Source organism: Methylocystis sp. Se48, from assembly GCF_056269425.1.
Window position 1 is genome coordinate 515,655 of sequence record NZ_CM149850.1, and the last position, 20,392, is coordinate 536,046.

18 protein-coding genes and 1 pseudogene are annotated in these 20,392 nt (G+C 66.1%); 14 read left to right on the forward strand and 5 right to left on the reverse strand.

Features of this window, described 5'->3' with window-relative positions; translation table 11 throughout:
* Both ACV959_RS02505 and bchF read right to left on the reverse strand, forming a co-directional pair.
* Complete coding sequence (locus ACV959_RS02505) at positions 1 to 1,299, reverse strand: ferredoxin:protochlorophyllide reductase (ATP-dependent) subunit N (protein WP_475738350.1); 1,299 nt, start codon at positions 1,297 to 1,299, stop codon at positions 1 to 3.
* Complete coding sequence (gene bchF / locus ACV959_RS02510; RefSeq protein WP_475738351.1) at positions 1,296 to 1,778, reverse strand: 2-vinyl bacteriochlorophyllide hydratase; 483 nt, start codon at positions 1,776 to 1,778, stop codon at positions 1,296 to 1,298. The genes ACV959_RS02505 and bchF overlap by 4 nt, the downstream gene beginning before the upstream one ends.
* Before the next feature lie 312 nt (positions 1,779 to 2,090).
* On the opposite strand from bchF, the gene ppsR reads away from it, so the two are divergent.
* The 5 genes from ppsR to ACV959_RS02535 all read left to right on the forward strand — a co-directional run bounded on the left by ppsR (position 2,091) and on the right by ACV959_RS02535 (position 7,223).
* Complete coding sequence (ppsR, locus tag ACV959_RS02515; RefSeq protein WP_475738352.1) at positions 2,091 to 3,554, forward strand: transcriptional regulator PpsR; 1,464 nt, start codon at positions 2,091 to 2,093, stop codon at positions 3,552 to 3,554.
* 62 nt (positions 3,555 to 3,616) lie between these two features.
* Entirely contained in the window at positions 3,617 to 4,495 is an 879-nt protein-coding gene (gene chlG, locus ACV959_RS02520) for a chlorophyll synthase ChlG (RefSeq protein WP_475738353.1), read from the forward strand.
* A 4-nt stretch (positions 4,496 to 4,499) separates the two neighbouring features.
* Positions 4,500 to 5,828, forward strand: coding sequence for a BCD family MFS transporter (locus ACV959_RS02525; protein WP_475738354.1), 1,329 nt, complete (start codon positions 4,500 to 4,502; stop codon positions 5,826 to 5,828).
* A 19-nt stretch (positions 5,829 to 5,847) separates the two neighbouring features.
* Positions 5,848 to 7,029 (forward strand): geranylgeranyl diphosphate reductase, encoded by a 1,182-nt coding sequence (locus ACV959_RS02530; RefSeq protein ID WP_475738355.1) that lies wholly within the window; start codon positions 5,848 to 5,850, stop codon positions 7,027 to 7,029.
* Positions 7,026 to 7,223 carry a tryptophan-rich sensory protein gene (locus ACV959_RS02535; RefSeq protein WP_475738356.1) on the forward strand — a complete coding sequence of 66 codons (198 nt, stop codon included), beginning with the start codon at positions 7,026 to 7,028 and terminating at the stop codon, positions 7,221 to 7,223. The genes ACV959_RS02530 and ACV959_RS02535 overlap by 4 nt, the downstream gene beginning before the upstream one ends.
* A 149-nt stretch (positions 7,224 to 7,372) precedes the next feature.
* Here the strand turns inward: ACV959_RS02535 and hemN are convergent, their stop codons facing one another.
* The gene (hemN, locus tag ACV959_RS02540) at positions 7,373 to 8,617 is read right to left on the reverse strand and encodes an oxygen-independent coproporphyrinogen III oxidase (protein WP_475738357.1); all 1,245 of its coding nucleotides are present in this window, start codon (positions 8,615 to 8,617) and stop codon (positions 7,373 to 7,375) included.
* A gap of 97 nt (positions 8,618 to 8,714) precedes the next feature.
* On the opposite strand from hemN, the gene bchE reads away from it, so the two are divergent.
* Together bchE and bchJ are read left to right on the forward strand one after the other, a co-directional pair.
* Positions 8,715 to 10,376, forward strand: coding sequence for a magnesium-protoporphyrin IX monomethyl ester anaerobic oxidative cyclase (gene bchE, locus ACV959_RS02545; protein WP_475738358.1), 1,662 nt, complete (start codon positions 8,715 to 8,717; stop codon positions 10,374 to 10,376).
* Positions 10,357 to 10,986: a bacteriochlorophyll 4-vinyl reductase gene (gene bchJ / locus ACV959_RS02550; protein ID WP_475738360.1), complete on the forward strand. Its 630-nt coding sequence runs from the start codon at positions 10,357 to 10,359 to the stop codon at positions 10,984 to 10,986. The genes bchE and bchJ overlap by 20 nt, the downstream gene beginning before the upstream one ends.
* Before the next feature lie 286 nt (positions 10,987 to 11,272).
* On the opposite strand, the gene ACV959_RS02555 is transcribed toward bchJ, so the two are convergent.
* A complete protein-coding gene (locus ACV959_RS02555) occupies positions 11,273 to 11,467 on the reverse strand; it encodes a hypothetical protein (protein ID WP_475738361.1) in 195 nt (64 codons plus the stop codon).
* Between the two features lie 371 nt (positions 11,468 to 11,838).
* Here ACV959_RS02555 and ACV959_RS02560 point away from each other — a divergent pair.
* The 3 genes and pseudogenes from ACV959_RS02560 to ACV959_RS02570 form a co-directional block, all read left to right on the forward strand.
* Positions 11,839 to 12,210: pseudogene (locus tag ACV959_RS02560) on the forward strand (HdeD family acid-resistance protein); the annotation flags it as partial.
* Between the two features lie 171 nt (positions 12,211 to 12,381).
* The gene (aqpZ, locus tag ACV959_RS02565) at positions 12,382 to 13,098 is read left to right on the forward strand and encodes an aquaporin Z (RefSeq protein ID WP_475739574.1); all 717 of its coding nucleotides are present in this window, start codon (positions 12,382 to 12,384) and stop codon (positions 13,096 to 13,098) included.
* A gap of 71 nt (positions 13,099 to 13,169) precedes the next feature.
* Positions 13,170 to 13,571 carry an META domain-containing protein gene (locus ACV959_RS02570; protein ID WP_475738362.1) on the forward strand — a complete coding sequence of 134 codons (402 nt, stop codon included), beginning with the start codon at positions 13,170 to 13,172 and terminating at the stop codon, positions 13,569 to 13,571.
* Positions 13,572 to 13,573: 2 nt separating this feature from the next.
* On the opposite strand, the gene ACV959_RS02575 is transcribed toward ACV959_RS02570, so the two are convergent.
* Positions 13,574 to 15,148 carry a phytoene desaturase family protein gene (locus ACV959_RS02575; RefSeq protein ID WP_475738363.1) on the reverse strand — a complete coding sequence of 525 codons (1,575 nt, stop codon included), beginning with the start codon at positions 15,146 to 15,148 and terminating at the stop codon, positions 13,574 to 13,576.
* A 127-nt stretch (positions 15,149 to 15,275) separates the two neighbouring features.
* Here ACV959_RS02575 and msrB point away from each other — a divergent pair, with 127 nt between their 5' ends.
* From msrB to ACV959_RS02595, 4 genes are all read left to right on the forward strand, one after another.
* Positions 15,276 to 15,692 (forward strand): peptide-methionine (R)-S-oxide reductase MsrB, encoded by a 417-nt coding sequence (gene msrB / locus ACV959_RS02580; protein ID WP_475738364.1) that lies wholly within the window; start codon positions 15,276 to 15,278, stop codon positions 15,690 to 15,692.
* Positions 15,693 to 16,309: 617 nt separating this feature from the next.
* Complete coding sequence (locus ACV959_RS02585) at positions 16,310 to 18,046, forward strand: formate--tetrahydrofolate ligase (protein ID WP_475738365.1); 1,737 nt, start codon at positions 16,310 to 16,312, stop codon at positions 18,044 to 18,046.
* Positions 18,047 to 18,131: 85 nt separating this feature from the next.
* Positions 18,132 to 19,325: an aminotransferase class V-fold PLP-dependent enzyme gene (locus ACV959_RS02590; protein ID WP_475738366.1), complete on the forward strand. Its 1,194-nt coding sequence runs from the start codon at positions 18,132 to 18,134 to the stop codon at positions 19,323 to 19,325.
* Positions 19,326 to 19,421: 96 nt separating this feature from the next.
* Complete coding sequence (locus tag ACV959_RS02595; RefSeq protein ID WP_475738367.1) at positions 19,422 to 20,363, forward strand: D-2-hydroxyacid dehydrogenase; 942 nt, start codon at positions 19,422 to 19,424, stop codon at positions 20,361 to 20,363.
* The last annotated feature ends 29 nt before the right edge of the window (positions 20,364 to 20,392 follow it).

Below are 20,392 nucleotides of genomic sequence, written 5' to 3' on the forward strand. Positions count from 1 at the left end.
CTACACCTTCAGCCTGGCGCGACGGTTCAGGGGCCGGACGAAAAGCTCGGCGAGATCGCCGGCCTGCTCGTAGCCCTGGACCGGCGAGAACAGGAGTTCGATGGACCATTTCGTCGCAAGCCCTTCCGCCTCGAGCGGATTGGCGAGGCCGAGGCCGCAGACGACGAGATCGGGCCGCGCCGCGCGACAGCGATCGAGCTGCTTCTCGACATGCTGGCCTTCGACGATGCGCGCCTCGGGCGGCAGCAGCGCCAGCTCTTGGGCGAGATGCTGGCGGTGAAGATAGGGAACGCCGATTTCCACCACCCGCATGTCGAGTTCCCGCGCGAGGAAGCGGGCGAGCGAGGGCTCCATCTGGGAATCGGGAAAGAAGAAGACGCGCTTGCCGGCGAGCTTCTCGCGATAGCGGGACAGCGCTGCCCGCGCCCGCGCGCGGCCCGGAGAAACGACCGCCTCGAACTTTTCCGCGGGGACGCCGAAAGCCTGCGCCGCGGCGCGAAGCCATTCCGTCACGCCCTCCACGCCGATCGGGAAGGGCGCCGGAATATGCGTCGCGCCGCGCGCGTCGAGGGCGCGGGCGGCGTCGCCGAGGAACGGTTGCGCGAGCAGATAGGACGTATTGCGGCCCGCCGGGGGGAGATCGGCGGCGTTGCGCATCGGGAGAAACCTCACCGGCGCGACGCCCAACATGTCGAATAAACGCGCGAACTGATCCTCGACGACATCCGCGAGCGCGCCAACGACGAGGAGGGACTGCGGCGCGCCTGCCGCCTCTTGCGGCAAATGGGGAACAAGCGCAGCGAGGCAGGCGTCCTCGCCCTGGGTGAAGGTCGTCTCGATTCCGCTGCCCGAATAGGCGAGCACCCGCACGCGCGGCGCATGGACGCTCGACTGGCGCGCCGCCGCGCGCGCAAGATCGATCTTGATCACTTCGGACGGGCAGGAGCCGACCAGAAAAAGGAGCTTGATGTCGGGCCGGCGCTCGAGAAGCCGCGCGACGACGCGATCCAACTCGTCGTCGATATCGGCCATGCCGGCGAGGTCGCGCTCGTCCATGATCGCCGTCGCGAAGCGGGGCTCGGCGAAGATCATGACGCCCGCCGCCGACTGGAGCAGATGCGCGCAGGTGCGCGATCCGACGACGAGAAAGAATGCGTCCTGGATTTTGCGATGCAGCCAGACGATCCCGGTCAGCCCGCAGAAGACCTCGCGCTGGCCGCGCTCCTGCGTGACGGAGGGGGCGGCGCAGCCGACCGCCGAAGCCGCGACGGGTTGTGAGAAAGGCGCGAGCGCGTTCATGGCGCGCCCTCGAGGCGCGCAGCGCGCAGCTTCAGCAGAAATTGCGTCGCGTTGACGACGTAAGTGGCGTAGGCCGCGAGCGCGAGAAACATCAGCCCGCGGGCGTCGAGCCAGTCGAAGCCGAGCGCCACAAGATAGGCCGTGTGCAGCGCGAGCACGAGCATGCTGAACACGTCCTCCCAATAGAAGGCGGGGGCGAAGAGATAGCGTCCGAAGACGACCTTCTCCCAGATCGAGCCGGTGATCATGATGGCGTAGAGGACGAGCGTCTTGACGACGATCGAAACCGTCGCCGCCGCCTGCCCTTCGCCCGTGGCGAGGTACCGCAGAACGAGCCCGACGCTGACGAGGAACACGAGGAACTGGAAGGGCGCCAGGACGCCCTGCACGAGGGTCCAGGCCGTGGCGTCGCGGCGGCGGCGCTCCTCCGCTGTGTAAAGCGGCCTTACCTGCATGACGACTGGCCGATTTACGCTCATCGCCGTCTCCTCGCCGCGCTCGCGGACGCCCGCCCTGCAAGGCAGGGCCATTCACTCGGCGCCGCGCGCCGGGGATCGCGGCGGCCGCACCCGATCCGTGAGACGAGTGTAAGATGAGCTTTTCACGACTGTCAATCTTGGTTGACGTAATTTTCTGCTTACATCATGATAGCCCAATAGCGACGAAAGCGCGCGGGGCGGAGCCGTCCGGGCTCCCGAGAATACGATCTTTCTTTGGATAACGTCGTTGTGTAAGGGCATACTCACTCAAGTCGTGTCAGAAAATTCGGCCGGCAACTGAAGAGAGGTCATGTGACCGAAGGCCAGAGCCCCAATGCGGCCCCTGCGCGCTTGACGGCGCCCGCCGAGAGTCTCGGGCCCGTCGATCCGGAATCGGCGGCGGCTGCGATCGTCTCCTCGGGCGACGTAACGCTGGTGCTTGACCGCGCCGGCGTGATCCTCGACGCCGCTTTCGGCGAGCAGGAGCTCGCGAAGGACATTTATCGGGACTGGATCGGGCGGCGCTGGGCGGACACGGTCACGGTGGAGAGCCGGCCGAAGATCGAGGATCTGCTTCGGGAGGCGAAGCCGCGCGCCGCGACGCGCTGGCGTCAGGTGAACTATCCCGCCGCGAACGGCCCAGACGCGCCGGTGCGCTTCAGCGCGGTGCGGTTCGGCGCGGACAATCGCATTCTCGCGGTGGGCCGCGATCTGCGCGCCATGGCGGCGCTGCAGCAGCGGCTCGCCGAAGCGCAACAGGCGATGGAGCGCGAATACGCGCGCATTCGCGGCGCGGAGCGGCGCTATCGCGTGCTCTTCCAGCTCACGCCCGAGGCCGTGATCATCGTCGACGCGGCGAATCTGCGCGTGACCGAGGCGAATCCGGCCGCGAGCGCGCTCGTCGGAAAAGACCTCAAGAAACTCGTCGGACAGGTTTTCGCGGATCTGTTCGACCCCGCGAGCGCGCAGGCGACGCAATCCTTCGTCGCGGCGCTGCGCGTCGCGCCGCGCGTCGACAACGTCCACGTGCAACTGGCGGGAAGCAGGGAATCGCTGCTGCTGTCGGGCTCGCTGTTCCGTCAGGAAAGCGCGTCCTATCTCCTCGTGCTGCTCTCCCGCCTCGACGGGGCCGCCGGCGGGGTCGCGAGCGAAAAGGCCAATCTCCTGCGCGTCGTCGAAAACATGCCGGACGCCTTTGTCGTGACCGACGGCGAGCGTCGCGTTCTGACCGCCAATTCCGCCTTTCTCGATCTCGTGCAATGCGCGAACGAAGAGCAGGTGCGCGGCGAGCCGATCGAGAAATGGATCGGCCGGCCGGGCGTCGACGTCGACGTGCTGTTCGCCAATCTGCGCGCCCATGGCTCCGTGCGGCATTTCTCGACGATCCTGCGCAGTCAGTATGGCTCGACGGAAGACATAGAGATCACTGCGGTCGCGGCGCCCGGCGGCGCTCAACAATGCCTCGGATTCTCCATTCGCAGCGCCGGCTGGCGCGCCGGGCGCGAGAAGCTCGGCGGGCGCGAACTGCCGCATACGGTGGAGCAGTTCACCGAACTCGTCGGCCGCGTGCCGTTGAAAAATCTGGTTCGAGAGACCACAGATCTGATCGAACGCCTGTGCATCGAAGCCGCGCTCGAACTCACCCACGACAATCGCGCCTCAGCCGCCGACATGCTCGGCCTGAGCCGGCAGGGCCTCTACGCGAAGCTGCGCCGCTATGGCCTGGGCGACCTCGACGGCGACGGCGCCGACCCGGAAGCGCAGGATCTTCCCTGACGCGACAGCGCAAGGTGTAAATCTGTCTTGACGCCGATTTGTGTCAGGCATAGGGTCCACCCATGCGAGCCCCGACGCCTTCGGCCTTTCTCGAACTCCTCAAGCCAATCACTTGGTTTGCGCCGATGTGGGCCTTCGCCTGCGGCGTCGTCTCGTCGGGGCTTCCGGCCGAGAACCGCTGGGGCGTGATCGTCATGGGCGTGGCGTTGGCGGGACCGCTCGTCTGCGCCACGAGTCAGGCGGTCAACGACTGGTACGACCGCGACGTCGACGCCATCAACGAACCGAACCGTCCTATCCCCTCGGGCCGCATTCCTGGCCGCTGGGGCTTCTACATCGCTTGCGCCTGGACGGCCCTCTCGCTCGCCGTCGCGGCGGCGCTGGGACTTTGGGTGCTCGGCGCGGCGATCGTCGGCCTTGCGTTCGCCTGGGCCTACAGCGCCCCGCCGGCGCGGCTGAAACTCAATGGCTGGTGGGGCAATTCCGCCGTCGCGATCAGCTACGAGGGCCTGCCCTGGTTCACCGGCGCCGCCGTCATGGCGTCGAGCCTGCCGGACTGGCGCGTCGTTTTGCTCGCCCTGCTCTACAGCTTCGGCGCGCATGGGATCATGACCCTGAACGACTTCAAGTCGGTCGAGGGCGATCAGCGCATGGGCGTGATGTCGCTTCCGGTCCAGCTCGGCGTCGAAAAGGCCGCGCGCCTCGCCTGCTATGTGATGGCGGTCCCGCAAATCGCCGTCGCCGCGCTGCTTCTCGCATGGTCGGCGCCGCTGCACGCAGCCGCGGTCGCCGCGCTGCTCGCGGGGCAACTGATCCTGATGCGCCGTCTCCTCGCGGACCCCCGCGGACAGGCGCCCTTCTACAACGCGACCGGCACGACGCTCTATGTGCTCGGCATGCTGGTCGCCGCCTTCGCGCTTCGTTCGAGCATAATGGGGTGACGGCATGACCGAAGCGACGCTCAGCTGGATCGGCATCGTGCGGCTCGGGCTCGTGCAGTCGTCGCTCGGCGCCGTCGTCGTATTGATGACATCGACGATCAATCGCGTCATGGCGGTCGAACTCGCCTTGCCCGCCCTTGTTCCCGGCCTGCTCGTCGCCGCGCATTACGCCGTGCAGATTCTGCGGCCCGCGTGGGGATATGGCGCGGATATGGGCGGACGCCGCACGCCCTGGATCGTCGCAGGCATGGCGGCGCTCGCGCTCGGCGGCGCCGGCGCAGCGGTCGCGACGGCGCTGATCGCGACGCGCCCGGCCGCAGGCCTTATCCTCGCCGCGCTCTGCTTCCTCATGGTCGGAATGGGAGCCGGCGCCGCGGGCACCTCCGTTCTCGCCATGCTTGCGACGCGCGTCGCGCCCGCCCGCCGCGCCGCGGCGGCGACGACCGTCTGGGTGATGATGATCTTCGGCTTTGCGGTCTCGGCGCCGCTCGCCGGACATTTCCTCGAACCCTACTCTCCCGCGCGGCTCGTCGCAGTGACGGCCACGGCCTGCGCCATCGCTTTCCTTGTCGCGACGCTCGCCGTCGCCGGCGTCGAATCCGGCGCCGCGCCGGCGGACGCGCCCGCCGCGGCGAAGCCGCCGTTCCGGCGCGCCTTCGCCGAGGTTTGGGCGGAGGCCGCCGCGCGCCGCTTCACCATTTTCATCTTCGTCTCCATGCTGGCCTACAGCGCGCAGGAGCTTCTCGTCGAACCCTTTGCGGGCGTCGTCTTCGACTTGCCGCCGGGCGTCACGACCAAGCTCGCGGGCCTTCAGCACGGCGGCGTGCTCGCGGGCATGCTTCTCGTCGCCTTCATGGGATCCTGGATCGGCGGCCCGCTATTCGGTTCGCTCCGGCTCTGGACGATCGGCGGCTGCGTCGCCTCGGCGGCGGCGCTCGGCGCCCTCGCGGCGAGCGGCTTTTCGGGGCAGGCGCTCGCGCTGCGCGCCAGCGTCTTCGCGCTTGGCTTCTCAAACGGCGTATTCGCCGTCGCCGCGATCGGTTCGATGATGGGTCTCGCATGCGCGGGCGCCGGATCGCGCGCAGGCACGCGCATGGGCTTATGGGGCGCCGCTCAGGCCATCGCCTTCGGCATGGGCGGCGTCGTTTCGACGCTCCTCGTCGATGTCGCGAAGCTCGTCGTCGGCGCGCCGCTTCCGGCCTACGCCATGGTCTTCGCGGCCGAGGCGGCGCTCTTCCTCTATTCGGCGGCGCTCGCGCGCCGCGTCATCAATCCGGCCGCGCCGCGTCACGGCGCCGTCGCCGCCGGGCAATCGATCGTCCCAGCGGAGTGACGGAAGAGGGAGCGCGCCGATGCTGACCGAAGACGTATTCGATGTCGTTGTCGTCGGCGGGGGCCCCGCCGGCGCCACCGCGGCGAACGATCTCGCGCGCAGGGGCCGCAAGGTCGCGCTTCTCGACAAGGCCGGCCGCATAAAGCCCTGCGGCGGCGCCATTCCGCCTCGGCTCATTCGCGATTTCGGCATTCCCGATCATCTGCTCAAGGCGCGCGTTTCCTCGGCGCGAATGATCTCGCCGAAAGGCGTCGTCGTCGACATGCCGATCAAGGGCGGCTTCGTCGGTATGGTCGATCGCGAGGAATTCGACGAATGGCTGCGGGCGCGCGCCGCGCAATCGGGCGCGACCCGCGTCACCGGCGCTTATCAAAAGATCACGCGCGAAGCAGACGGCGTCGCCGTCGTGCGTTACGCGACGAAAGATCGCGAGGAAGGCGTTTTGCGCGCCCGGCTTGTGATCGGCGCCGACGGCGCGAATTCCGCCGTCGCCCGGCAGGAGGTTGCGGGGGCCGACAAAACGCGCTTCGTCTTCGCTTATCACGAGATCATCGCGACTCCGAGCGACGACGGCGCCGATCCGAACCGCTGCGAAATCCATTACGACGGCGCCCTGTCGCCAGATTTCTACGCCTGGATATTTCCGCACGGCGACACGATGAGCGTGGGCGTTGGCAGCGCCAACAAGGGCTTTTCGCTGCGCGCCGCCGTCGCGAATTTGCGGACGCGCGCGCGCCTCGGCGAAGAGGCGGCGGTGCGCAAGGAAGGCGCGCCCATTCCGTTGAAGCCGCTGCGGCGCTGGGACAATGGCCGCGACGTGCTGCTCGCAGGCGACGCCGCCGGAGTCGTCGCCCCGGCTTCCGGCGAGGGCATCTATTACGCCATGTTCGGCGGACGCCTCGCCGCCGACGCGGCTCAGGAGTTTCTGCGCACAGCCGACGCGCGCGCGCTGGCGACGGCCCGCAAGCGCTTCATGGAGGCGCATGGCCGCGTATTCTGGATCCTCGGGATTCTGCAATATTTCTGGTACGGCAGCGACAAGCGCCGCGAGGCTTTCGTGAGCATCTGCCGCGATCCCGACGTTCAGCGCCTCACCTGGGAAGCCTACATGAACAAGGAGCTGGTGCGCGCCGATCCGCTCGCCCATATCCGCATCTTCTTCAAGGATCTCGCGCATCTCCTGCGGTTGGCCTCGCCATGATCGACCTCGGTTCGGACCTCTCTCTCGTCATCGCCGCCGCCGGCGCCGTTATGATCGTCGCGGTGATCGGCGGGCTGACGACGGGCGTTGGCCCTTGGTGCGAGAGTCTCGCATTTCCCGCCTGGCGTCCGCCGAACTGGCTTTTCGGACCAGCCTGGACCCTGACTTCCTGCTTGTCGCCACAAGCGGCGTGATGGCGTGGGAGGCCGCGGAGTGAGATGATCCGGCGCGGGGCGTCCGGGCTTCGCGTCGAACGACCGCCGCTCCCGGACGTTCCCATCTTCACGCGACTCGATGCCGGCGCCTTCTCGTAAGGCGCCGGATTTATTTGCGCGAGGAAAGATCAGACCGCGACCGAATGGCGTTTTTGGGCTGCGGAAAGATATGCGTCGAATCGCGCCGCAATGGCGCGCACGAAGGGCCGTCCACGATCCGTGACGCGGAAGCCGTCGTCGGTCGGCTCGAGGAAGCCATCCTGATCAGCGGCGATCGCTTCCCGGGCGCCGTCCGTCAGCGCATGGGCGAATTCCTCCTCGGCGTTCCGGACGCTGATTGAGGAAAACGCAAGCTCGCACATCAGCCGCTCGATGACGAAGGCGCGGACGCGATCTTCGGCCGTCAGCTCGCGTCCGCGCACGACGGTAAACCCATGTCCGCGTATCTTGCGCTCATATTGCGCAATGGCGCTTTCATCCTGGACATAACCCTGCGGCAGACGTCCGATCGCCGAAGCGCCGAGGCCGGGCGGCGCGTCGGCCGGATCGACCGTGTAGCCCTGGAAATTTCGCTGCACCCCGCCCCCGCGCGCCGCAGCGGCGAGCGCATCCTCGGCGCGCGCAAAATGATCCACGCCGATCCGTTCGAAGCCCGCGGCGACGAGGGTCGCGGCGGCCCTTTCCGCCTGGGCATGCCGCGTGACGGCGTCCGCCGCCCCGGCCTCGTCGATGCGCGTCTGATGCCGCTTCATCCACGGGACATGCGCATAGCCGAAGAGCGCAATTCGGTCGGGCGAAAGGCGAAGAACTTCATCGAGCGTGTGCGCGAGTTGCGCGTCGCCCTGGCCGGGAAGGCCATACATGGCGTCGATGTTGAGGGAGCGGACGCCATGGGCGCGAAAGGCGTCGACGACGCGCCGCGTCTCCTCGACGCTCTGCGCGCGATTGATCCTTTGCTGAACGATGCGATCGAAGTCCTGAACGCCGATGCTGACGCGCGTGAGCCCACTTTCGCAAAGCGCGGCGATGCGCGATTCGTCCATGCCGCGCGGATCGACCTCCACGGCGAATTCAGCGTCCGGCGCGACCGTGAACGCGGCGCGCAAGGCGCCGGCGAAGCGTCCGATGTCCGCAGGTTCGAGGATCGTCGGCGAGCCGCCGCCCCCATGAATATGGGTCACGCGCGCGCCAGCGGGCGTCGCTCCGGCGACATTGCGGATTTCCTGGACGAGGGCCTCAAGGTAATCTGCGATCGGCGCATATTTGCGCGTGATTTTCGTATGGCAGCCGCAGAACCAGCAGAGCGTGTCGCAGAACGGAATGAGGAAATAAAGAGAGAGCGTCGCGTTCGCGGGGGCGGCGGGATGTCGCATCCGGGTTTTGGAGGCGCGGCAAGCTTGCTTTACGTCATTGTAGGTTTACACTTCCGCCTGTCAAACCGGCTCAGGGCGTTGGAAGGCGGTGATCGGCATGCGCATTCTCTTCATTCACCCCAATTACCACTCGGGCGGCGCCGAGATTGCCGGCAACTGGCCGCCGGCCTGGGTCGCCTATCTCTCCGGCGCGCTGAAAGCCCAGGGCTTCGCCGATATCCGCTTCATCGATGCGATGACTTTCAATATCGGCGAAGAAGAGCTTCGCCGGCAGATCGCCGATTATGCGCCGGACGTCGTCGGCGCCACCTCGATCACGCCGTCGATCTACAAGGCCGAGCGCGCCCTGCAGATCGCCAAGGAAGCCCGGCCGCAGGCGGTGACGGTTCTCGGCGGCGTCCACGCCACCTTCATGTATCGGCAGGTGATGGCCGAAGCGCCCTGGATCGACGCCATCGTGCGCGGCGAGGGGGAGGAGATCATCGTCGATCTGGTCAAGGCGATCGACGGCGGCGGCTGGCCGGCGCACCGCTCGGAGATCAAGGGCGTCGCCTATGTCGAGGACGGAAAGGTCGTCGCGACGCCCGCGGCTCCGACAGTGAAGAACATCGACGCGATCGTCGCCGACTGGGGCATATTGAACTGGGACAAGTACAATTACATCCCGCTCGGCGTGAAGGTCGCGATTCCCAATATGGCGCGCGGCTGTCCCTTCACCTGCAGTTTCTGCAGCCAGTGGAAATTCTGGCGCGACTATCGCATTCGCGATCCGAAGAAGGTCGTCGATGAAATCGAGACTCTCATGCGCGATCACGGCGTGGGCTTTTTCATTCTGGCCGATGAAGAGCCCACGATCAACAAGAAGAAGTTCGTGGCTTTCTGCCAGGAGCTGATCGACCGCAAGCTGAATATTCTTTGGGGCATCAACACGCGCGTCACGGACATTCTGCGCGACGAGGAGCTTCTGCCTTTCTATCGCAAGGCCGGATTGATTCACGTGTCGCTCGGCACGGAAGCTGCGGCGCAGCTCAAGCTCGATCTCTTCAACAAGGAGACGACCGTCGCGCAAAACAAAAGGGCGGTGGAGCTCTTGCGCAAGGCCGGGATCGTGGTCGAGGCGCAATTCATCGTGGGACTCGAGAACGAGACCGCCGAGACGCTCGAGGAAACCTATCGGATGGCGCAGGACTGGAAGCCCGACCTCGCCAACTGGTCGATGTATACGCCCTGGCCCTTCTCCGATCTCTTCAAGGAGCTGGGCGACAAGGTCGAAATCTTCGATTACGAAAAATACAATTTCGTCACGCCGATCATCAAGCCGCAGGCGATGGACCGCGGCGAACTGCTCGATCGCGTAATGAACAATTACCGCCGCTTTTACATGAAGAAGGCGTTGTTCTCCTACCCCTGGGCCGGCAGCGGCGAGCGGCGGCGTTATCTTCTGGGATGCCTCAAGGCGTTTCTGAAAGCCGGCTTCGAGCGCAAATTCTATGACCTCGGCAAGGTCGACTATTGGGGGCCGCAGTCCCGCTCCAAGGTGAAATTCAACTTCGACGCGACGCGCAAGCGCGCCGCCGACGAGGATGTGGAATGGCAGGTGACGCATAATCGCCCGGCCAGCACCATGTCGCAGGCCGCGCAGGCGATGGCCTGCGGCGGCGGCAAGGAGCAGATGACGGAGGAGGACGTCGACGCGGCGCCCGAGATCGCCATTCTCCAGAAAAGCGAGCCGCGCGTCCATGAGCATCACGCGCAGTGACGCGTCTTCGCTGGAAGGCCCCGTCGCCGAAACGGGCGTGATCGGCCCCAACGCCGTCACGCGCGTCGCGGAAGCCTTGACGCAAGCGTTCGGCGCCGGCGTGTGCCGGGAGATTTTTCTGGCGGCGGGCGTCGAGCGTCATCTTTCCGACCCGCCGCGCGAAATGGTCGATGAGAGCGACGTCGCGCTGCTTCATCGGGCGATGGTCGAACGGCTGGGGCCGACCGAAGCCGGCAATGCGTCGCGCCTCGCGGGCCGCCTGACCGGCGATTATCTGCTGGCGCATCGCATTCCCGCCCTTGCGCAGATCCTGCTCGGCGTTCTGCCGCGGCCGCTCGCGGCGCGAATCCTCGTCGCGGCCATCGCGCGGCACGCCTGGACATTCGCGGGGAGCGGCGCCTTCTCTTTTTCCTTTTCGCCGAAACTGCAGTTGCGCATCGCGCGTTCGCCGATCTGCCGGCGCCTGCGCACGGAAGGGCCGGCCTGTCATTACTTCGCCGCTGCCTTCGAGCGCGTCTTCGGGGCGATGCTGGGGCCCTGCGTGCGTGTGATCGAAGTCGACTGCGAGGCCTGCGGCGCGCCCGCCTGCCGGTTCGACGTAAGCTGGTGACAGGATAGCGCGGGATTTCTCGCGCGGGTTGTCCCCGCTGGCGGAACGCGGCGCAGTCGCGCCGCCCCCGCTTCGACGTCGCGCGCTTCTATGACGCCTCCCGGCCCGTGACGCTGGAAGCCGGCCTCCACCATCTCGACGGCCAGCAGCGGGACGAGGTCTATGCGACCGCGTCCCTGCTCGGCATTCAGGAGGCGGGCGGGAGAAGCGTCTGGGAGTCGGGCGCAATGTGGCGGATCGAGCCCGTCATCGGCCTGCGGATGCGGCGCAGTCTCGCGCCGGGCAGTCAGTTCGAGATGCGCGGCGACATCGGCGTTTCGGCGCCGGCAGCAAGTTCAGCTGGCAGTTCTTCGGCGGCTGCCGTCACGATTTCGAGGTCGTCGGCGCGAAGCTCGCCGGCCTCGCCGGATATCGCGGGCTTGGCGTCGACTTCTCGAAATGGGTGGAGGGCCGCGAGAACGGAATCAACGCGGTGTTGCACGGACCCATCACGGGGGGTCGGCGTGAAGTTCTGACCGGGCGTCGCAGGGGCGCCCGGCGCTGGCGAGCGGTGAAGACGATCGCGGCCTCGAAGACAATGACGGCGTTGCGGCGGACGCGGGCAGTGGAGTTTAGCCTGCCGGCGGCGCATAGCTTGCTCGTCTTTGCGTCCTCATCTCGCGCGTCCGTCGAAATAGTGTGTTCTACGCAACTTGATAGTGCAATCTTTGTCGCCCGCTGCTATCAAGTTTTGTCGGACTTCAATCGTTGGCCCCGATCGTTTCTGGGAGGTGCGGTATGGTTTTCACGTCACCGGATAGGTTGCAGGAGCGGCTTCGAGAGGCCGCGCCCCTTCGCGAAAAATGGGGCTGGATGGTCGCCTATGGCGCGTTGATCGCGCTCGCCGGATTCGTCGCCCTTGGCAGCGTCGTCGGCGCCACCATTGCGACGGTCTATGTCGTCGGCGTGGCGATGATCGTGAGCGGCCTCGTCGAGATCGCCTATGCGTTCGCGGTTCGCTGCTGGAAACAATTCTTCCTGTTTTTGGCGATCGGCCTTCTCTACGTCATCGGCGGCTTCGCGGCCGTCCAAAACCCGCTGCTCGCGGCGAAGTTTCTGACTTTGTTGCTCGGCGCCGGGCTTGTGGCCTCGGGCCTGGTTCGGACATTTCTCGCCTTTCAGCTGCCCAAACGGGCGCCCTGGGTGTTTGTCGCCCTCTCGGGCGTCGTCACTCTGTTGCTCGGCGGCATGATCCTCGCGCAGTGGCCGGTCTCGAGCCTCTGGGTGCTCGGCGCCTTTCTCGGCGTCGATCTGATCTTCGCGGGCGCGAGCTGGATGGGATTCGGATTGTCGCTCAAGCGCGCGGAAGCCGCCGAGGGCGTGGGCTTTATCGGGAATGAATCTGGAGGTTTGACTATGCAGGATGGTTTTGCGAAGGGTCTTGGCCGCAAGCTGCTCGCGGAGTTTCTGGGCACCTTCTGGCTCGTGCTCGGCGGCTGCGGCAGCGCCGTGATTTCGGCGGGATTCCCGCAGCTCGGCATCGGATTTCTCGGGGTCGCGCTCGCTTTCGGCCTCACCGTACTCACGGGCGCCTATGCTTTCGGTCCCATCTCCGGCGGCCATTTCAATCCGGCGGTGTCGCTCGGCCTCGCCGTCGCGGGACGCTTCTCCTGGAAGGAGCTTGGCCCCTATTGGGCGGCGCAGGTCGTCGGCGCGACTTTCGCGGCCTTCATCCTGCTTCTCGTCGCACAGGGGAACATCGACTTCTCGCTCGCCGGCGGCTTCGCGGCCAATGGCTACGAGGATCACTCGCCCGCCGGCTACACACTGCAGTCGGGTTTCATCATCGAAACCGTGCTCACGGCGGTCTTCCTCATCGTGATCCTCGGCGCGACCGAGGGCCGCGCGCCGGTCGGCTTCGCGCCGATCGCCATCGGCCTGACGCTGACGCTAATCCATCTCGTGTCGATTCCGGTGACCAACACCTCGGTCAATCCGGCGCGCTCCACCAGCCAGGCGCTCTTCGTCGGCGGCTGGGCGCTCCAGCAGCTGTGGCTCTTCTGGGTCGCGCCGCTGCTCGGCGGCGTCATCGGCGGGCTGTTGCATCGCCTCACCCTCGCCGACGACGCATAGCCGCGCGCGACGCGCGTTGCGGTCTTCGGGTCCGGCCGTTATGACCGGACCCGTTTTTTTGGAGGAACGTCATGCGTGGTTTCAGGCTCGCCGCACTACTGGTCGCGTCGCTCTTCGCCGCGACGGCTTTCGCCGCGCCGTCTTCTCTCACGGGACGCTGGCGCATTGTGTCCGTCGCGGGCGCCGACGCGCTGGATGTCGGTAGAACGCGCGCCGAATTCGCGGCCAACGGCCGCTTCGCCTCGACGGTCGGCTGCAACCGCATCGCCGGCAAACCGACCATGTCCGGCGCGCGGATGACCTTCGGGCCGATGATGGCGACGCGCATGGCCTGCCCGGGGCCGCTGGCAGAGGTCGAGCGGGCCTATCTGGCGGCGCTGCGCGGCGTGCGCGGCTATGCGCTCGACGGCGAGACGCTGACCTTTGTGGGCGAGGGCGGCGAAGCGCTCGTCACGCTCGAGCGCGCGCCGTAGCCTCACGCTTTTCCATTCGTCGAGAGGCGGCGCTCCGCGAGACGCGCCGCCTCCGCGCCCGACAGCATAGCGCCGTTGAAGCCGTGCTCGCCGCCGAAGGCCGAGGCGAGATAGAGGCCGCCGACCGGCGTCTCCGGCGTGCGCGGAAAGCCCATGAAGATCGGCTCTTCCGGGGGCAGGGGGGCGAAACCGTAGACTGCCCCCCCGGGCGTGTTGAGATAGCTCGACATCGAGAAGGCGTTGAGCAGCATGCGCGAGGTCACGAGGCTCGAGAAACCCGGATACTTCAGCTCCAGCTCCGCCTGAATCGCATCGAGCCAGGCCTCGCGGCGCGCGAGCGCGTCCTCCTTCGTCGCGCCCTTCCAGTTCTCCAGCCGGTCGAGTCCGAGCACGCTGAGCAGGATCGGCGGCTCGTCCCAGACGCCCGAGTCGACCGCCGTGAAGTTGGAGACGGCGTGCAGCGGAAGTTCTCCTCTCGGCATGTCGGACATCGCCGTCGCGCCGTCGCTGTATTGATCGAATCGCTGCATCTTCGACGGCAGCGAGATCGACAGGAAATCCGTCAGACCCACGGTTACGGGTTTCGCTTTCAGGCCGAAATTTGCGGAAAAGAGCGACGTTGAGAGCGGCCGCGCGCCGAAGGCTGCGTCCATTTTCGCCCGCGCCGGCGGATCCATCATCGCGCTCGCGATCGAGGGCGCGCAATTCGCCAAAACCACGCGGGCCTCGATGCGCTCCTCATTGTCGCTCGTGCGTCGCGCGACGTGACGCACGGCGACGGCGTTCCCGGCTGCGTCCGTCTCGATGTGCGTGACGAGACGCCCCATGCGCACGGCGCCGCCGGCCTTGGCGATGCATTTCGCGAGCTTCAGACTCAACTGCCGCGAGCCGCCCTTGATATAGGCGCCGCCCGACGCGATGTAGCCGCCCTGCATCAGCGCGAAATAAATCCACCAGAGCTTGCGCGGGTCGTCGCCGTAATAGGCGAGATTGGCGCCGAGCGCGCATTTCAATCCCTCGGCCCCGGCGAAGTCGCGGGTGAAGATCTCGTCGAGCGATTTCATCCAGCCGTCGGCGGCCGGCTGAACCTCCCACAGCCCGCGCGTGAATTTCGCCATCGACCCTTCTTCGCGCGCCTGCTTCATCGTCCACATGGCGTCGTGGATTTGCTCGACCTCGCCAAGGAAGCGCTTGATCGCCGCGCTCTTGTCGGGAAAGCGCGTCGCGAGCGCGTCATGGGCCGCCTCGAAGCCGACGGGCAGGGCGAAGGCTTCGCCGAGCGGCCCGCCCTCGACCTTGTAGAGCGGACCCGTGGGCACCCATTCGATTTCGTCGAGAATGCCGAGCCGGCTGAGGATGTGATGCTTCACGTCGCGCGGATTGCGGGCGTCCGACGTTTGATGGAGCGAGGCCTCGACCCACAGGTCGCCCACCTTGTAGACCGACGCCGCGCCGCCGATGCTGAAATTGCGCTCGAGCAGGCAGACGCTGTAACCTGCATGAGCGAGCAGGGCGCCCGCGGTGAGGCCGCCCAAGCCGGAGCCGATCACCACGGCGTCGTATGTCTTGTCGGTCATCAGGAAATCGTCGCCTTTCGTTTGCAGGAGCCCGCCTCCGGCAGGCCGCGCTCTGGTCAAAGCCCGAGTCGTCGCCAACATATCATGAGGCGGCGCAAGGTCGCGGATCCCCTTCGAGGAAGCGTCAATGAGCGATGAAATTTTCCCGGTCACGCGCACCGACGAGGAATGGCGCGCGCGGCTGACGCGCGAACAATACGAGGTGATGCGCCGCCACGGCACCGAGCGGCCCGGAAGCTGCGCGCTCAATCACGAGAAGCGCCGCGGCGTCTTCCAATGCGCAGGCTGCGACCAGCCGCTCTTTCGCTCCGGCGACAAGTTCGACAGCGGCACGGGATGGCCGAGCTTCTTCGATCCCTTGCCCGGCGCGCTGGGGTCGACCGTCGATCGCAGCTACGGCATGGTGCGCACGGAGGTGCATTGCAGCCGCTGCGGCTCGCATCTCGGCCATGTCTTCCCAGACGGCCCGCCACCGACCGGGCTGCGATATTGCATCAACGGCGTCGCGCTGAATTTCATTCCCGAAAGCGCGCCGGCGCGATAAGGCTTCGCAATCGGCCGATAGGGATGGCGATGCGACAGGCCAGTGCGACAAAAAAATTTTTCCCTGCCTGTTACCTGCGCAATCGGCCCTACCCATACCCCCATCCAGGATAGGTTCGGGCGGGGCCGTCCCGGCCCGAAAAATGCGCAGCGTTCATTCGTGCTCCTACCGTATCGGCAAGCAAATAAATCTCATGGACGTGGAATTCATTGACGATCCGCTGCTTTACAGCAATTTCGACGGACAGTTCTATCAGGTAGGTATCGGATAGGAATGCGGCCTCGCTTGTCGAATGTGCGGCGGGAGGCAGGTCCGTCGTCGCGCGAACGGGAGGGGCGCGAATGCTGCGTTGCGGCATCTTCTGGACGCGCCCATCGGCGCGCTTGACGCGCAATTTTTATTGCCGTCATACGAAACGGCAAAATCGCGTCGTCCGAATGGGCTCATTGCGCGCGGAGGCGGGTTCGCGCCCGGGCCGGGCCATCGAAGGCCGGGGCGGCTTTGATAAGGTCGTTCAAACGGCGGCGACAAGCCGGCGCGCGGAGTCGTCGTTCGCGCCGACGGCCGGATAATTTTCCAGGGCTCGCGCCAGCGGGTTCGAGAGGGAGTGGAGCTATATGTCGTCTACTACGTCAGCCGCCGCGCCGGGCGCGAGCGGGAAAGACAATCAGCACCTTTCGCCCAAGTCCGACATCGAGATTTCCCAGGCCGCCAAGATGCGGCCGATCGTCGATGTGGCGCGCGACAAGCTCGGCATTCCCGCCGAGCACGTCCAGCCCTACGGCCATTACAAGGGCAAGATCTCCCTCGACTACCTCGCCTCGCTGGAGAGCAAGCCGACCGGCAAGCTGATCCTCGTCACGGCGATCACGCCCACCCCGGCGGGCGAAGGCAAGACGACCACGACAGTCGGCCTCACCGACGGCCTCAACTACATCGGCAAGAAGGCGCTCTGCTGCCTGCGCGAGCCGTCGCTCGGCCCCTGCTTCGGCGTGAAGGGCGGCGCGGCCGGCGGCGGCTACGCCCAGGTTGTGCCGATGGAGGACATCAATCTCCATTTCACCGGCGATTTCCACGCCATCGGCGCCGCGAACAATCTGCTCGCGGCGCTCATCGACAACCACATCTATTGGGGCAACCAGCCGGCGATCGATTCGCGCCGCGTTTCCTGGCGCCGCGTCGTCGACATGAACGACCGCGCCCTGCGCTCGATCGTCTCCTCGCTCGGCGGCGTGTCGAACGGCTTCGCCCGCGAGGACGGCTTCGACATCACGGTCGCCTCGGAAGTGATGGCGATTTTCTGCCTCGCCTCGAACTTCGCCGATCTTCAGCAGCGTCTCGGCAACATCATCGTCGGCCAGACGCGTGACAAGAAGAACGTTCGCGCCAGCGAGATTCACGCCGCGGGCTCCATGGCCGCGCTGCTCAAGGACGCCATCGCGCCGAACCTCGTGCAGACGCTCGAGAACAACCCGGCCATCATCCATGGCGGCCCCTTCGCCAACATCGCGCATGGCTGTAATTCGGTCATCGCCACCAAGGCTGGACTCAAGCTCGCCGACTATGTGGTGACGGAAGCCGGCTTCGGCGCCGATCTCGGCGCGGAGAAATTCTTCGACATCAAGTGCCGCAAGGCGGGCCTCAAGCCCGACATCACCGTCATCGTCGCGACCATCCGCGCGCTCAAGATGCATGGCGGCGTGGCGAAGGAAGACCTGAAGGCCGAAAACGTTGCGGCGGTCGAGAAGGGCTTTGCGAATCTGAAGCGCCATATCGAGAACGTCCGCAAGTTCGGCGTGCCGGTGCTCGTCACGGTCAACAAATTCTCCTCCGACACCCCGGCCGAGATGGCGGCGCTCGACAGGCTCTGCAAGATCGAGGCGGTCGAATGCGTCGTTGCGGACAACTGGGGTTCCGGCGGCGCCGGCGCGGCGGATCTCGCGACGGCCGTCGTCAAGACGATCGAGACGCAGCCCTCGAACTTCAAGCCGCTTTATCCCGACGACATGCCGCTCGCCGAGAAGGTGCGCACCATCGCCAAGGAGCTCTACGGCGCCGCCGACATCTCCTATGATTCCAGCGTCAAGGCGCGTTTCGCGGAGCTGGAGAAAGAGGGCTTCGGCAACTTCCCGGTCTGCATCGCGAAGACGCAATACAGCTTCTCGACGGATCAGAACGCCAAGGGCGCGCCTTCGGGCCACATCATCCCTATCCGCGAGCTGCGTCTCTCGGCGGGCGCCGAGTTCGTCGTCGTGGTCTGCGGCGACATCATGACGATGCCGGGCCTGCCGAAGGTTCCGGCCGCGAACAACATCGCCGTGGATTCGAACGGCCGCATCGCCGGCCTGTTCTGACGTCCGACGCGAGAGAAATCGGCGGCGCCCCGCGGGGCGCCGCGGGTCGAGCCATCCAACGATAAACGCCCAAAGGAGCCACCTGATGTTGAATTCCCGCGTCCCTGGCAAGAATTTCCTTTTCGTGCCGGGCCCGACCAATCTTCCCGACCGCATCGTGCGCGCCATGGCGGTCGCCTCCGAAGACCATCGTTCGCCGACCTTCCCCGATCTGGTGAAGCCGCTTTTCCCCGGCCTCAAGAAGGTTTTCGGCACGGAGAAGGGCCACGCCTTCATTTTCCCGGCGTCCGGCACCGGCGGCTGGGAAGCGGCCATCACCAACACGCTGTCGCCCGGCGACAAGGTTCTCGCCCAGCGCTTCGGCCAGTTCTCGCATCTGTGGATCGACCTCTGCCGCCGCCATGGCCTCGACGTCATCGTGCAGGAGCGTCCGTGGGGCACCGGCAATGATCCGGAGCTGATCGAAGAGACGCTGAAGGCCGACAAGAACCACGAGATCAAGGCCGTCCTCGCCACCCACAACGAGACCGCGACGGGCGTGACCTCGGACATCGCCGCCGTCCGCAAGGCGATGGACAACGCCAAGCATCCGGCGCTGCTCTTCGTCGACGGCGTGTCTTCGGTCGCCTCGCTCGAGTTCAAGATGGACGAATGGGGCGTCGACGTCGTCGTCTCCGGCTCGCAGAAGGGCTTCATGCTCCCGGCCGGCCTGCTGCTGATGGCGGCGAGCCCGAAGGCCATCGAGTGCGGCAAGACCAACAAGAACCGCCGCGCCTACTTCGAGTTCCAGGACATGATCGCGCAGAACGCGAACGGCTATTTCCCCTATACGCCGTCCGTCCCGCTGCTCTACGGCCTAAAGGAGTCGCTCTCGATCCTGTTCGAAGAGGGTCTCGATCAGGTCTACAAGCGCCACCATCACCTCGCCGAGGGCGTGCGCGCCGCGGTCGCGGCCTGGGGCCTGAAGACCTGCGCCAAGGAGCCGAAGTGGAACTCGGACACGGTCACCGCGATCGTCGTTCCGGAGGGCTTCGACGCCGCCAAGGTCATCGAGACCGCCTACAAGCGCTATAATCTCGCGCTCGGCGCCGGCCTGTCGGAAGTCGCGGGCAAGGTGTTCCGCATCGGCCACCTCGGCGACCTCAACGAGCTGATGCTGCTCGGCGCCATTGCGGGCGCTGAAATGGCGATGCTCGACAACGGCATCAAGGTGACCCCCGGCTCGGGCGTCGCGGCGGCTCAGGCGGTCTATCGCGCCAATCCGCTCCTCAAGATGTAATTCGACACGCCCTCTCCCCGCGGCCGTCGCGGGGAGAGGGTCTCTCCCGACAGGGGAGAGCGCGCGCAAGAACACGAGAAAATCCGGGGGAATTTCATGTCGCACAAAATCGTCTTTCTCGATCGCGAAACGCTCGACGCCAATGTGCGCAAACCGAACTTCCCGCACGAATATACGGAATATCCGCAGACCTCGCCCGACCAGATCGTCGAGCGCGCGCGGGACTGCGACATCATCATCACCAACAAGGTGCCGCTACGCGAGGCGACGCTGAAGCAGCTTCCCAAGCTGAAGCTCATCGCGGTCGCCGCCACCGGCACGGACGTGATCGACAAGGCCTACACCACGGCCAACGGCGTCACGGTCTCGAACATCCGCAATTACGCCTACAACACGCTGCCGGAGCACGTCTTCGCGCTGCTCTTCGCGCTGCGCCGCAACCTCGTGAACTATGTCGACAGCGTGCGCCGCGGCCGTTGGGGGTACGCCAATCAGTTCTGCTATTTCGACTATCCGATCTACGACATCGCCGGCTCGACGCTCGGCATCATCGGCTATGGCGCGCTCGGCAAGCAGGTCGAATCCCGCGCCAAGGCGCTGGGCATGAAGGTGCTCGTCAACGACGTCATGGACATTCCCGGCAAGGTCGACGTCGCAACCATCCTGCGCGAGTCCGACGTCATCACGCTGAACATCCCGCTGACGCCCGAAACCAAGGGCATGATCGGCGCGAAGGAGCTCGCGTCGATGAAGAAGACGGCGAGCATCATCAACACCGCGCGCGGCGGCATTATCGACGAACAGGCGCTCGCCGACGCGCTGCGCAATGGCGTGATCGCCGGCGCGGCGCTCGACGTGCTCACCGTCGAGCCGCCGAAGAACGGCAACGTCCTGCTCGATCCGACGATCCCGAACCTGATCATCACGCCCCACGTCGCCTGGGCCTCCAAGGAGGCGATGCAGGTGCTCGCGGATCAGCTGATCGACAATATCGACGCTTTCGTCGCAGGCGCGCCGCGCAACGTGGTGACCGCGTAAGCGACGCGGGAACGGTCCCGGCCAGCGTC

Coding starts and splice junctions, on each gene's coding strand:
- ACV959_RS02505 (WP_475738350.1), bottom strand. CDS start 1,299: ATGAACGCGCTCGCGCCTTTCTCACAACCCGTCGCGGCTTCGGCGGTC.
- bchF (WP_475738351.1), bottom strand. CDS start 1,778: ATGAGCGTAAATCGGCCAGTCGTCATGCAGGTAAGGCCGCTTTACACA.
- chlG (WP_475738353.1), top strand. CDS start 3,617: ATGCGAGCCCCGACGCCTTCGGCCTTTCTCGAACTCCTCAAGCCAATC.
- ACV959_RS02525 (WP_475738354.1), top strand. CDS start 4,500: ATGACCGAAGCGACGCTCAGCTGGATCGGCATCGTGCGGCTCGGGCTC.
- ACV959_RS02530 (WP_475738355.1), top strand. CDS start 5,848: ATGCTGACCGAAGACGTATTCGATGTCGTTGTCGTCGGCGGGGGCCCC.
- ACV959_RS02535 (WP_475738356.1), top strand. CDS start 7,026: ATGATCGACCTCGGTTCGGACCTCTCTCTCGTCATCGCCGCCGCCGGC.
- hemN (WP_475738357.1), bottom strand. CDS start 8,617: ATGCGACATCCCGCCGCCCCCGCGAACGCGACGCTCTCTCTTTATTTC.
- bchE (WP_475738358.1), top strand. CDS start 8,715: ATGCGCATTCTCTTCATTCACCCCAATTACCACTCGGGCGGCGCCGAG.
- bchJ (WP_475738360.1), top strand. CDS start 10,357: ATGAGCATCACGCGCAGTGACGCGTCTTCGCTGGAAGGCCCCGTCGCC.
- aqpZ (WP_475739574.1), top strand. CDS start 12,382: ATGCAGGATGGTTTTGCGAAGGGTCTTGGCCGCAAGCTGCTCGCGGAG.
- ACV959_RS02570 (WP_475738362.1), top strand. CDS start 13,170: ATGCGTGGTTTCAGGCTCGCCGCACTACTGGTCGCGTCGCTCTTCGCC.
- ACV959_RS02575 (WP_475738363.1), bottom strand. CDS start 15,148: ATGACCGACAAGACATACGACGCCGTGGTGATCGGCTCCGGCTTGGGC.
- msrB (WP_475738364.1), top strand. CDS start 15,276: ATGAGCGATGAAATTTTCCCGGTCACGCGCACCGACGAGGAATGGCGC.
- ACV959_RS02585 (WP_475738365.1), top strand. CDS start 16,310: ATGTCGTCTACTACGTCAGCCGCCGCGCCGGGCGCGAGCGGGAAAGAC.
- ACV959_RS02590 (WP_475738366.1), top strand. CDS start 18,132: ATGTTGAATTCCCGCGTCCCTGGCAAGAATTTCCTTTTCGTGCCGGGC.
- ACV959_RS02595 (WP_475738367.1), top strand. CDS start 19,422: ATGTCGCACAAAATCGTCTTTCTCGATCGCGAAACGCTCGACGCCAAT.